This is a genomic window from Streptomyces xanthochromogenes (assembly GCF_014650455.1).
In the GTDB taxonomy this organism is placed as follows: domain Bacteria; phylum Actinomycetota; class Actinomycetes; order Streptomycetales; family Streptomycetaceae; genus Streptomyces; species Streptomyces xanthochromogenes.
The window spans coordinates 1-13,119 of the sequence record NZ_BMUZ01000033.1 but is presented as its reverse complement, the minus strand read 5'-3'; the positions used below and the strand labels follow the sequence as shown (position 1 = coordinate 13,119).

The following is a 13,119-nucleotide window of genomic DNA, read 5'->3' as shown; positions in this document are numbered from 1 at the left end:
CACATCTACCTCGGCACCGTCACCCTCGCAGCCCTCATCATCTGGCTCCGCACATGATCCGAGAAACAGTGCCTAGGCCTGCGCTTCAGTCCCGAGGCTGCGTTCGGCGCGGACGGACTCAACCTGGCGTTGAGTATGGCGAGGGCCGGGGACACCTCGGTCAGTGAAGCCGCGTCCTACGGGACGCGCTGGGAGGGCTGGAGATTCGCTCGATAGGGAGTGTGAGGCAGCTATCGGAGGATGCCGACGGTGAGGAAGAAGGCGCCGAGGGGGATCCAGAAGGCGCCGACGATGCGCAGGGTCGTAGGGGTCGCGGTGCCTGCCCGTGGCGTCAGTAGTGCGTACATCTGGTAGGCGCGTTCGGCGGCTCTTGCGATATTCGTCGCGAGGAGCAGTCCGGCGATGAGGAAGATGCTGCCGATGGCGGCGAAGAACATCACTTCTCCTTCTTCTGTTCCCACAGGGTCCATCCATCGGCTTGGCTGAAGCCTGTGGAGATCTCGGTTCCCAGGCCGAGGCCCAGGCCGCCTTCGAAGGTGGCGACGTCGTCGCCCTTGGAGTTGGTGGTGCCGATGGCGTTCTGGTGGCTTCCCCAGAGGCCGATACCTTCGTGAAGGGATGCGCTTTTGTCCCAGCCCGTTCCTTTGAGCTGGGAGATGTCGTCGGCGTTGCTTTTGACGACACCCACGTTGGCGGATGCGCCGAAGTCCCATCCCGCGGTGGTGGTGGAGCCGGCGTACATCAGGTTGAGCTGGGGACGGCCGTCGGGAGTGCGGGTGTTGACGAGGGAGATCTCTCCGCCGATACCGATGCCGAGTCCGAGCGAGCCGCTCAGGCTGATGCCTTGGGTGTTGTTGTATCCAGTGGCGTCTGCCAGTCCTTCTACGGTGGCACTCATCAACTTGCTCCCAAGGCCTCCTGGTTGGGAGAAGCCGCGGGAAGCGCCGTTGATTCCACGGCTCAATGCGTTCAGGAGTCCCGCCTTGTGGGCGAGCTCCTTGGCTTTACGGTCGGCTGCTGCCTTTCGTTCGGCGTCCGCCTTCTTGGCTGCTGTCTCGTAGGGTTCGATGGCGCCGAGTGCCTGTCCGTTAAATCCACTGATTGTTCCGTCGAGGCGGTTCGCGTCGACGACGACGGCCTTCAGTGCGGTGGCGAGGCCCTCATCCGCGTCCCCGACGGCCTTGACCAAGTGGTCGATGCGGTCCTGCCAGGAGGCCACCGCCGTGTGGATGCTCTGTTGGGAGTCCGGATCGTGGTGCAGGGCGGTTTTTTCGGCGTCGGACAGCTGCACATAGTCGAAGGTGACACTGCCCTGGTCCGAGACCTGCATCTTCGCTTCGATGGCTTCGTTCCTGGCGGCTATCAGCTTGGCCTTGAGGGCGGCGAAGTTTGTATGGGCCTCCCTTAGCAGCGAAGCGATCGCTTTCGCCTCGGTCTGCGCGTACTGGAACTCCCGCAGCGTGATGTCGAAGCGCTGGTGCGCCGCATCGGCGGTCAGGCCCTGCCAGGAAGTGCCCATGGAGATGCCGTGCACATCCCGCTTATAGACCTTCGCACGTTTCTCGAACTCCTTGGCCATGCCGTCCCAGCGGTCGGCCGCGCTGGTTAGCGTCGCCAGATCGGTGCTCATGACTTCGTGGTATGTCGGCATGAGATTCCCCCCTGATGCCGTGTGGAGCGGACTCAGTACTTGTCGAGAGCTGACGGCGGCCCGACCCGGTCACCAACGCCCACATCGGTCCTATGCCACAGAGAGTTGGTGCTCGACAGTGCGCCCTTCTCCGAGCTGAGCCTGTTCATCAAGTTGGTGACCTGCCCACCCCAGGACTGATGGGCGTTCTTCAATGCCGCTGACGTGAGCCAGCCATGGCCGTCCCGCGCGGTGAACTCCTTGACGACGACTGCTGTCTGCTCGTCGGCCCAACCGCCCGACGCCCGGGTATCGGGCTCGATGTGCTGCTGGATCGCCTGGGCCGCCGCAGCTTTCTGAGCGGGACTCGATGCAAAGTCCCTCGAGCCGCCGCCTGTGCTCGTTGGCGCCGTGACTTCGCTGGTGTCAGCCGGTACCTGGTTCAGCTCCAGGCCGACGGTACGGTCCGGCTCCTCATTGCCCGATTCCGCCGGATTCATCCCTGCCATGAACTGTATGCCTCCCCTAGCGGATGACCGATATGGCACCGCGGCGACACTACCAAGTGGCCATCAGTAGATACTGCTGCCACCGGTCCCCGCCCCGAGCCGCATCCAGGACTCCCGCTCGTGCACAAGCACAACCGCCCGAGGAGCCCCGCTCCAGGCACAGGCCCACCCAGGCGCAGGCGCAGCCCAGCAAGCACGAGAGCCCGTGGTCCGCCGCCCAGCACGTCTTGCTCGAGAGGTGGGAAGGCCCCTACGGCCCGGCCATCGCGTAAGACGAACTCCAGCAACAGCGCGAGCCTCAGCAAGCAATGGAACCGGGGGTGGAGAGTCGGTGACGTGGTGCAGACGGCGGCATTCCTGCCCGTCGTCAGGGGAGTGGTCCGTGAAGATGCGCTGGATACCGATGGAATCAGGTACTTGGCGTACTTGAGGCGTGGGGCAGGCGAGACTGGCTGTCGCGCACACCGCCCAGCTGGCGACCTTCCTTGGGCAGCCGGTCGAGGACATCGAGCGGCACAAGGCGATCCCCCTTGTTCGCGCTCGACTTCACCTTCCGGGCGCAGGCGTCCCTGGTCGTGCTGTGGGGCGCTCGGAGAGAGCCACACCCGGCGGGTCAGTGAGCGAGCGCACGAGCGGGCGGCGGTACGACCGATCCCGTGACGTGGCTGCACACACTGCAGCCGGGCACCGCAGCCGCGGACCGGAGAAGGGAACCGTAGTGCGCGGATTCGAGACGGGCCAGACGGTCGTACGGCGTGATGTGCACCGGTCAGGCCGGGCGTGGAGCGGGCTGGCCCTGCGGGTTGTCGACGACACCGGCGAGACGCTGGTGACCGCCTACACACCCGCGGTGGCAGACCCGATGGCCCGCCTTGTACGCGAGGCCCGCGCGGACAGGGGATCGGTCGGTGTGCACGGAGGCGTTCGGGACGATCGCGGCGGGGAAGTGGCAGCTCACACGGGGTGTGGCAGGAGGCGGGACTGCTGTTCTGGAAGCCACCTGTGACGTGGTCCAGCATCAACACGTATTTCATCGAGGGCACCTTGTCCGCACGCGATCGCGAGTGCGCTCCGGCGCCGGTGCGTTTGAGTCAGAGTGAAGGGCCTGTCCGGCTAAGTAGGCGCTGGTGCTGGCGGCGGCAGGGGAGGGAATGATCTCCTAAATCCGTTTTTTGCATGGGTTGGTGGTGGGGAAGGGGAGGGGCTGGTTCCCAGGGGGATGAGGTTCGAGTTTCGGGGAAGCGGCCCTGTTTTTGTGTGGATGCTGTGCGAACGTGTGTGCTCCTGGTGGCCGTTGGGGCTGCCGGGCTTTGACTTCCTAGCGGGGGGAAGACGTGCGTTCGCGTACGTTCGGCGTGCCCTTTCGGCATGCGCGGTTCACAGCGAGAAACTCTCTGATCGCCTCGGTCGTGGTGCTGGGCCTGGGCGCGTCCGCCCTGCCGGCGTTCGCGGCGGGACCCGTTCCTACGCAGGGTTCGGCATGGGGCAAGAGCAAGTCCCGGGCTGCGATGCCCGCGGTGAAGGTCGGCCAGAACAAGGCGCCCAAGAACCAGCGCAAGGCCGCGCCCAGCCCGGAGCGGCGTCAGTGGGAGGCCGGGCAGAAGTCCCGGCTTGCGGGCCGGCAGCAGAGTGCCGCCGCTGCGCCGTCGGTGAAGGTGTATGTGCCGCACGGGCAAGGTGATGTGCCGTGGCATCAGATCTTCGACTTCCGCATCACCGACTCTCTGGTGGGACGGATCGACTACTCGACCGGCAACATGATGCTGGCCGCCACCGACTTCGACATCACCGGTGTCAGCAACTCGCTCCGGCTGACCCGGACCTATAACTCCTTCGACGGCCCCTTCGGCCAGGTCGCGGACCCCTGGTGGACCGGATACGAGCGCAACCTGGACCTGTGGTTCACCGACGAGGTGATCTGGTACGACTCCTCTGGGGCCACGGTCAGCTTTACGAAGAACACCGACGGCACGTTCAAGACGCCGGACGGCTATGCCAAGGATCTGAAGAAGAACAGCGACGGCACCTACACCCTCACCGATCGCAAGTCCGGCTCCAAGGACACCTACAGCGCTCAAGGTGAGCTGACGAAGGTCACCGACCGCAACAACGGCACGATCTCGGTCACCGCACACAAGGACGCCAACGGGCGGGCAGCCGGCTTCAAGCTCACCGAGGACCGTTCCGGGCGCACGATCGATCTGGTCAAGTCGAGCGCCACGCTGTGGACCGCGACGGACAGCGGCGGCCGGACCGTCAAGTACGACATCGACGCCGCCGGCCACCTCGTACGGTCCTGGGACACCGCGGGCAAGGCGACGTCCTACGGCTACGACGAGGACGGACGCCTGACCAAGGTGACGACACCGGAGTCCCGCACCACGGTGTTCACCTACGACGCGCAGAGCCGGGTCACCTCGATGCGCCGCTCCACCGAGCTCGGCGGCATGAGTGATGGGCCTACGTATACGTACGCCTACGACACCGAATACCGCTCCCAGGCGGGCACCACCACGGTCACCGACCCCCTCACGTACGCGACGAAGTACGCGCATAACGAGGACGGCGAGGTCACCAAGGTCACTGACGCTTTCACCCACTCACGGTCGAAGTCGTACAAAGCGCATCTGACGCAGACCGCGACAGACGCGATGGGCGTGGGCACCAACGGCACCGGGAACGTGACCACCTACGGGTGGGACACGCGGGGCAATCCCACCTCGGCGAAGCTGCCCACGGGCGCGACCTCGTCGGTGGCGGGCTGGTCGACGAAGGCGGGCCGGGACGTGCCGGCCTCGGCCACTTCCGCCGATGGCGACAAGACGGATTATGGGTACGACACGGCGGGGAACACGGTCTCCGTGGCGCAGAGCGGCACCGGCGGCGGCTCGGCCACCATCGACTACAACCCGGCGACCGCGTCCTGCGGCGGCTTTCAGGGCCAACGGTGCAAGGCCACCGCGAAGTTGAGCGGCACGCAGAACTCGGTGACGTCGTTCCACTACGACACCCGTGGCAACCTCGACTCGGTGACACCGCCCACCCAGATCGGGAAGGTGACCTACCACTACGACGCGCTGGGCCGGGTCACCGACTCCAAGGACGGCCGCGGCGTCACCACGCTCTACACCTACGACGACCGGGACCGGGTCACCAAGGTCGACACCGGCAGCTACGACACCGTCCGCTACACCTACGACGGCGACGGCAACCTGACCTCGCGCACCGACCGCACCGGCACCCAGAGCTACCAGTTCGACGCCCTGTCCCGTGAGACGATCCGTACGCTCCAGGACGGCTCGCAGACGGTCCTGGCCTATACCGCCAACGGCAACGTCGACACCTACACCGACCCCTCGGGCGTCCTCGACTACACCTGGGACAAGGCCAACCGCCTCACTGAACTCAAGGACCAGGCGGGCCGGAAGACCGTCTACGAATACAACGCCAACGACACCCGGACCAGCACCACCTATCCGGGCAACACGGTGCAGAGCGTGGACGTCGACAAGTCGAACCGGCCCACCACCATCAAGACCACCTCGCCCAAGGGCACGCTCACCCATCTCACTTACACCTACGGTTACGGCACCGGCGGGGCGACCGACGGCACGAAGATCCGCACCGCCACGGATGTCCTGGCCGGGCTGAAGACGTCGTACACCTACGACGTCGCGGGCCGCTTCTCCTACGCCAAGGAGGAGAAGGGCAGCACCCTCAACTCGTCCTGGCAGTACTGCTACGACCTCGCCGGCAACCTCACCTCCCAGGGCACCGACCCCGGCTGCCCCCGCGGCACCACCTACACCGTGAACGACGCCCAGCAGATCACCGGCAAGAACGGCTCCACCGCCAACTGGTCCTACGACCAGGCCGGCAACGAGACCGCCGGCGCGTCCACCCCGGAGGGCACCCGCACCGCGGAGAAGTGGTCCGACTACTCCCAACTGACCTCGCTCGCCGTCGGGGGCACCACCTACACGGGCCAGTACGCCTCCACCGACCAGTCCGAACGCACCAAGCTCGGCCAAACCACCTTCCACAACGGCCCGTTGGGACTGTCGGCGGAAACCACGGGCACTGTCGACACCGGATTCAACCGGGAGCCCGGGGGCACCCTGAACTCCATGACCACCGGGGGCAAGGCCTACTACTACCTGACCGACGCACTCGGTTCGGTGATCGGCCTCGCCGACGAGACCGGCACCAAGGTCGACACCTACACCTACAGCCCGCGCGGTGTCGCCCGCACCACCACCGAGGCCGTCCCGCAGCCCTACCGGTTCGCCGGCGGCCACCAGGACCCCACCGGCCTCTACCACCTCGGCGCCCGCTACTACGACCCCAACACCGGCCGCTTCACCCAGCCCGACCCCTCCGGCCAGGAGAAGAACCCCTACCTCTACGCCGAAGGCGACCCCGTCAACCGCATCGACCCGCGGGGCACCCTGAGCCTTGGCGGCGTCATGGACAAGGTCGGTGAGGCTGGGGACATCATCGCCATCGGGGAATTCGCCAGTCAGCTGTCCAGTGGAGACTACGAAGGCGCCATGGGGACGGCGGTGAGTTTCGTAGCCGACAAGGGTTTCACTGCAGGGTGCACTTACCTGACCGGCGGTGCTGGCGCTGTGCCCTGCGCGGTCGGAGGTATGGCGGTCGGTGAGGCAGCTGAAAGCGCCTACGACGACGCCACCGGCTAATGCCCTCTCTCACCTCATTGAAAAGGAGTATTTGTGGAGCCGAACACCACCTCAACCGTACTGGCCTATAAGGGACTCGGTGGAGTACCTATGTGGCTTCTGGTCGGAATCGTCGTGATCGCCTTCATTGTTTTTGCGGTGCGGAACCGCAAGGGAAGGTAACTGTCCAACCCTGCTCAGGGCATCCAGCAGTGGTATCCGCCACCTGAGCTACGTCACGGTCCGCCGGGCGAGGTGAGTCACCTCGCCCGGCGGACCGTCTGTCTCCGATCGGTGAACACGCCGGTCCCGTCCTCCCGTGCGCGGCGGGTCTGGTACCCAGCCAGCAGGAGTTTGCCCTCCTAGTGCCTCTCTCCATCCAATCGCTTCGCCGGCGGCCATCAGGACCCCACCGGCCTCCAACACCTCGGCGTCCGTTACTGCAACACCGCCTCTGAAACGCTGCCTCGCGTTTCACTCCTGACCTGGGGCGATGATCCGCATATGGCGTCTCGTGTTCCGGTGTTGCACCCCGTGTTGCAGGGCTGGCGTCCGGCCCCAACCTGCCCGCCGGCCCGCAGACAGCACGAGACCCCGGGCATCAGCCATGACATCCCGGAGCCTCTGTGCACTTCGCTTGACCGTCAGGCCCAACGACTGGCCGCGGCCTGTGTCACGCCCACGCCATGCCCAGCTTCCGCGGCGCGTCCAGCTGCTCTGCCGTGAGCGCCTCGCGCGGAACATGTCACTTTCGGCTTTAAATCCCATTTGGTGAAGTCCGTTAACACCGGCGCGTGTAAAATGCGGCATTTTTCGAGTCCGACTGCAACGCTGGCGTATCGATGGCTGCGGGGTGGTTATGCGCTACCGCCGACCGGCTGCACCTTTCCCGCCACGTGGCTGGTAGCCGCCCTTCCGGTATTTCCCAGGATTACGTCAGGGAAACCGGGCTTCATCATGATATTCCCCACGTTGGCGCTGGGTGCGCCTGTTGGTAAGTTCTACGTGAAGCCAATGACCAAGGCATTCACAAGGGGAACACGTGAAAATAGTTCGCACTGCCATTGCTGCTGCCTTGACTGGCGTGGCATTTACGGCCTTCGCTATTCCGGCCTCGGCTGCCGAAGCCTCGGATTCGCCACGCAGCTCCTTCTCGATGAAGATGGTCGAGCATTCTGAGAGCCGAGACATAGTCAACGGCAAGGCGGGGGCTGCGAAGGCTGCCTCTACTGCCCACTACTTCACACCACAGAACCCCAGCTATGTCGGCGACAGTGTCGAGTCACGCTTCACCGGGCAGGTCAAGTATGGCTCGGATAAGTTGACTTTCGCTTGGAGTAATCAGCTTAATTCGGCGACGTCGTCGCCGGCCACTGGGCTTATGAATGAAGTTGCTACCACGACGTACGGCGGTAAGTCGACCGGCTACAAGGATACGCACATCGGGGTTCCCGCCTCGTATCTGGTGCATTCTTCTTTCACTGTCAGCACCGGCCACTATGTGCTTTCGGTGAACCATTCCTTCCCGATCAAGGGTGGAACGCGCAACGTTCTCAGTACTTTCGACTTCGTCGTCACCTTGGTTTGACGGGCTGGCGCACCGTTAACGTTTGAAACGGAACATCTCGTCCCGAGTGGCTATACTGGCCGCTCGGGACGAATGTGCTTCTGGGGTGATTTGTGTGGATTCAGGTAATGTTGAAGAAGTTAGGGAACTTGCCCAGCGGGTTCTGCGCGACCTGAGAGCGGGATTTCCGGCGGGTGACCTGACCATTACAGGCGCACCCGCAGGAATGGGAAATCATGTCGAGGTGTCGGTTCGAGATCACGCAGGGATGAGTATCGGTTTTCTGGTAAACTCCGCGCAAACCAAGCAAGAGATTCTATACGCTCTGGCCGACAAGATCCCAGATGCCTTTGTAGAACTCTTCGCTACCGGGCTACCTCTGGTCCCCGGGACCCAACGTCCAGCCGTCCCTAAGATTGTCGACGAAGTGGCTGTCTGGGTCGATCCAAGCGGAACTACTGGCTGGAGTCGGCCAGTGGGCGAATACCAGCAGTAGGGCGTAAGGAAGTCGGTCGGCTCGCTCGTTCACCCGGCGTTGCAGGTCCTCGCGGACGTCAGGGGCTGAACAGCCGCCCTGCCGAAGCGCGAGACCCCGGGCACTGACAGCGGGTCCGGGGTCCGGTCGGAGCAGGGGGCGCCTCCAGCGTCGGCACCGAGGCCGGGGCGGGTTCGTCCGTAGCCGTCGCCTCCGGGGCGGCCGGGGCGGGGGAGGGCGGCTGCTGAAGGTGAGGGACCAGCATGGCGCTGGAGGCGGCGCGCCCGCGCCCCGCGTGGGCGGTGGTGTCGGCGATGCGCAGCAGATAGGTGGCGACGCCGCGGACTCCGGCGTGCCAGCCGTCCTCGAACCGCGGCTCGGACTTGTGCGGGGCGCTGCTCTCGGAGATCCAGGTGTGGGCGCCGGCCACCGCCCCGGCCTCCAGCTGCGACACGATGTCGTCGGCCTGCTCGTGTCCGATCCCGACGGCGGCCAGGGCCTGGAACACGGTGAACCGCGCCTCGGTGGCCTCGTGCTGATGGTGGCTGATGCGGTCCAGCTCCTGGCCGTACGCGTCGGCGTTGTGCTGCTCGGTGCTCACGCGGTGCCTCCCTTGCCTGTCCGGGTGCGGTTGGCGACCCAGTCCGGATCGCGTACGGGCGTCGGAACCCGGGCCTCGGTGGCCGGGGGGCGCGCATCACGCGCCAGCTGGTCCGCGTCCCGGTGAAGCGGACCTGGTCGGCCACCCAGTCGCCCAGGCCCTGCCACGGGCACAGTCGCCCCAGCAGATAGCCGCCCACGAGTGCGACGGCCGCGGTGATGACGATCTCCATCACGCCCATCGCATTCCGATCTTGGAGAGTTGCTCGATTCGTTCCGGGGTCAGTGCGTCGGCTCGGCTTCGTTGGTTGTTGATCCACGCTCCGAGCCGGTACTGGTCTTCCCGGCCGTCCTCGGAGAGCACGGTCTCGACGTGCTTGCGCGGGACCTTGAGGTGCCCTTCGCGCTCGTAGAACTGCCGGGCGGCCGCGAGGTGGGCGTTCCATTTGGTGGCCTGCGTACGGGGCCGCTGCGGTTTCTCGTCCTCGCCGGCGGGCTCGATCCCGAGGATGTGTTCGCACATCCACTGCTGCACGGTGCTGAGTTGGTCCCACCCGTACCGGACCGACTGCACCCACCGCCCCAGGTCCTCGCCCTGGCGCAGGACGTCGCCTGCCTCGGTGGGCAGAGCCTCGCCCGCGTCCAGGTGCATCCGGACCAGGTGAAAGCAGCGTTGCCAGGTCACCGGCCACGACGGGCACCAGGAGGCGTCGATCTCCTCCAGCTGCTCGCGCCGCGTCTCCGACAGCGCCCCGGCCGACGACTGGACCGGCAGACCCTCCGCGCGCCGCCGCTCGTTCTCCGTGGCCTTCCTCGCGGCGGCCCGCGCGTTCTTCAGCCAGATGCCCACCCGGTACCCCTGGAAGGTGGCGTCCAGCGGGGCCAGCAGGTGGCCCGCCTCGGATGCCCACCCGCGCGCCGCCGCGAGACCTTCCTCCCAGGCGACGTCGTAGTGCGACCAGATCATGCCGAGCTTCTCCAGCTGGGCGACGCGGTCCTCGTCCATGTCGCCGCGGGCGTAGAACCGGCGGGCATCAGCGGTCCACTGCCCCAGCGGGAACCCGGCGAGCGAGGCCGGCCACCCCTCGCCTTCTACCTCCTGGCTGTCGACGGCGCCGGGCACGCGGAACGTGAACGGCACCCGCAGGTCACCGTGCTCGCGGGCGTAAATCACGGCCGCCTCCACGCCGCGCCGCCAGTGCTCGTGCTCCGGGTTGAGGACCCGCAGGTTGATGAACGCGGCGAGGGCGGCCGGGTCGCGCGGCGTGGAGAACTTCAGCAGGGCCTTGGCGGGGGCACTGACGCCCCCCGAGCCCTCGCCGCTCCCTCCCATGCTCTTTCCGCTGTCGTCCTTGCTGACGGGCTTGTAGCGGCTCGGTGCCTGCTGCTCCGCGAGGGTCTCCACGATCCTGGCGTCGTGCGCCCGCAGCGCCTCCAGCAGCTTGGCCAATCCGCCGAACGCCCGGCTGGTCAGCATGTTGTCCGCCGTCTCCCCGGGACCGAGCAGCACCGGAACGACCAGGCTGGCCATCTTCCCCTCGCCGGGCTGCATCCGCAGCGCCCGGCCGACGGCCTGGACCAGGTCGGGCATCGAGCCGCGGACGTCGGCCCAGTAGACGGAGTCGCAGTTCTTGGTGTCGACGCCCTCGCCCAGGACCTTCACCGAGCACAGGAAGCACTTCTCCACGACGGTGCCGTCCGTGGCGACTCCGGCCGCGAACTCACCGAGCAGACGACGCCGGTGGAGCGGCTTGTGGTCCCCGCACAGCCAGTCCGCCCAGATCGTCTTCGGGTACAGCACCGGGTCGGAGGCGTGCAGCTGCGCGGCGACGTCCGGGAGGCCGGCCGCGAACGCCTCGGCCTCCTTCACCACGTGGTGGAAGACGAGCGTGCGCCGGAAGTTCTCCTCCGAGGACGCCTTCACCAGCGCGGTCTGGAGCGCGGCGAGCCGGGCCCCGCGGACCTCTGCCGAGCGGCCCTCCGCGCCCAGGAGCTGCGCGGCCTGGAGCTGAGTGTCGGTGACGTCCACGCAGACGACCTGGTAGGGGGCACAGATTCCCCGGTCGATGGCCTCCGAGAGGGTCAGGGTGAAGCAGCGGCTGCCGAAGGGGCCCTCGGGGTCGTCTTCCATGCTCGCGACCAGCTCGCCTGGGGCGCCGACCTCGTCCTCGTCCCCGAGCTGCCACAGCCGGGGCGTGGCCGTCATGTAGAGGCGGCGCAGGGACGGGATCTTCAGGTTGTCGTGGACGACCGCCCAGGGCTTCCCGATCCGGCCCGAAACCCTGTGGGCCTCGTCCACGACGATCAGGTCCCAGGCCGCGAGGCCCCCGGCGTGCGCCCGCTCCAGCGTGCCGAGCCCGAGCGAGGCGTACGTGGCGTACACGGTGACCTTGTCCAGGCCCCGCGTCCACTCCACCAGCTCGTCCACGTCCGTGGTGTTGGGGAAGGACACCTCCTCACCCCGCAGCGAGGACACCCCGATCATCGGCCCCCGGCGGCCTCCCTCGCGCCACTCGGCCTCGGTCTGGGCTAGCAGGTCCAGCGAGGGCACGAGCACCAGCACACGGCCCGCCTGCAGCTCCTCCGCGCTGCGGACTGCCACCCGGGTCTTCCCGGACCCGGTCGCCATGATCACCTGCGTCCGGAGCCCTCGCTCGGGCACAAGTGATCTTGCAGGCAATTCGAGGGCACGCACGACCGCATCAATGGCTTCTCGTTGGGCTGCCTCGCGCTGGTCAACGCGATTGGTGGTCGACATATCCGTCTACCTTCTGGTGGATGTTGTCGGGTCGGCTGGAGCGGCGAGAGACAGCAAACCTGCACCTAGAGAGCCTGTTCACGCCTAGGGTTGGACAGGATCAGCCAGCTTGTGACCCTACCTAACCGGTCGCTGGTCTGGCAGTTCGGTGGATCCCGAAACCTCTCAGAGTGCTCTGGGGGAGAGGTGCTATGAGTCCAGAGTCTATCCTGCATCTCAAATGAAGCACGAGAGCTCCCAAAAAACCACTAGAATGATTTTTACTGCCGGGGGAAGTGGTCAGGCATGTGGGCCGAACGGGTGAAGCGAGCTTTAGGCAGGGAGCAATCAATCCTGCAGCTCAAGGTGAGTTGCTGGATGTTCGGGGCGTTCTCTATACTTGAACCCACCGTTTTCGTAGCTGAACTGACGCGCCGTCAACCCAGCGCGTGGACCCTGACCTGGACAGGGATCGGCACGATCTTCTTCCCATGCGTGATTGCAAAGACTCTCCGGCAGCTGAAAGCGAAGAAGCGGAAAACGAGTTAGCCCCGGCGGCGTGGGCATCCGAGAGGCATGACTCGACTCAGCGTGGCCGCTACCGAACTGGCCCAGGGAGCGAGGCCGGAGGGACCCCCGTGGTTCAAATGGGCGTTCCTGGCCGTGTGGCTCGTCCTGACCCCCATAGTCATCTACAAGCTGCACCAGCACGGTTACTTCAAAAGGAGACGGTAAGAGCCGCCCCTCGTAGCCAGCCTGGCCCGCGTCAGCGGGCCCCAACAGTCCTGGAGGCGCAGCCGGAGGGACCGTTGGGGCGGGGGAGCGCAGCGGACCCGCCGGCCAGGCTGGAGCGAAGCGGAAGCCTGGTAGCGGGACGCAGTCCCGCTACCCCGGAAGCGCAGCGGACGGGGCACCAACAGGA

Annotated in this window: 8 protein-coding genes; 3 read left to right on the top strand and 5 right to left on the bottom strand. The window is 66.1% G+C overall.

Annotated elements, in window-relative coordinates; all coding sequences use genetic code 11:
- Window positions 1-230: 230 nt before the first annotated feature.
- Genes IE267_RS39160 through IE267_RS39150 form a run of 3 tightly spaced genes read right to left on the bottom strand, consistent with a single transcriptional unit; the run spans window position 231 to window position 2,139 of the window.
- Window positions 231-440 carry a hypothetical protein gene (locus IE267_RS39160; protein WP_229861687.1) on the bottom strand — a complete coding sequence of 70 codons (210 nt, stop codon included), beginning with the start codon at window positions 438-440 and terminating at the stop codon, window positions 231-233.
- Complete coding sequence (locus IE267_RS39155) at window positions 437-1,630, bottom strand: hypothetical protein (RefSeq protein WP_189766558.1); 1,194 nt, start codon at window positions 1,628-1,630, stop codon at window positions 437-439. The genes IE267_RS39160 and IE267_RS39155 overlap by 4 nt, the downstream gene beginning before the upstream one ends.
- A gap of 53 nt (window positions 1,631-1,683) precedes the next feature.
- Window positions 1,684-2,139 (bottom strand): hypothetical protein, encoded by a 456-nt coding sequence (locus tag IE267_RS39150; protein WP_189766557.1) that lies wholly within the window; start codon window positions 2,137-2,139, stop codon window positions 1,684-1,686.
- A gap of 1,409 nt (window positions 2,140-3,548) precedes the next feature.
- Between IE267_RS39150 and IE267_RS39145 the strand changes: the two genes are divergently transcribed.
- Both IE267_RS39145 and IE267_RS39140 read left to right on the top strand, forming a co-directional pair.
- Entirely contained in the window at window positions 3,549-6,839 is a 3,291-nt protein-coding gene (locus IE267_RS39145; protein ID WP_444545478.1) for an RHS repeat-associated core domain-containing protein, read from the top strand.
- A 1,021-nt stretch (window positions 6,840-7,860) separates the two neighbouring features.
- Window positions 7,861-8,406 carry a hypothetical protein gene (locus tag IE267_RS39140; protein WP_189766556.1) on the top strand — a complete coding sequence of 182 codons (546 nt, stop codon included), beginning with the start codon at window positions 7,861-7,863 and terminating at the stop codon, window positions 8,404-8,406.
- Between the two features lie 533 nt (window positions 8,407-8,939).
- Here the strand turns inward: IE267_RS39140 and IE267_RS39135 are convergent.
- Window positions 8,940-9,461, bottom strand: coding sequence for a hypothetical protein (locus tag IE267_RS39135; RefSeq protein WP_189766555.1), 522 nt, complete (start codon window positions 9,459-9,461; stop codon window positions 8,940-8,942).
- A gap of 231 nt (window positions 9,462-9,692) precedes the next feature.
- Complete coding sequence (locus IE267_RS39130; RefSeq protein ID WP_189766554.1) at window positions 9,693-12,218, bottom strand: DEAD/DEAH box helicase; 2,526 nt, start codon at window positions 12,216-12,218, stop codon at window positions 9,693-9,695.
- A gap of 555 nt (window positions 12,219-12,773) precedes the next feature.
- On the opposite strand from IE267_RS39130, the gene IE267_RS39125 reads away from it, so the two are divergent.
- Complete coding sequence (locus tag IE267_RS39125; protein ID WP_189766553.1) at window positions 12,774-12,932, top strand: hypothetical protein; 159 nt, start codon at window positions 12,774-12,776, stop codon at window positions 12,930-12,932.
- Window positions 12,933-13,119 lie beyond the last annotated feature (187 nt).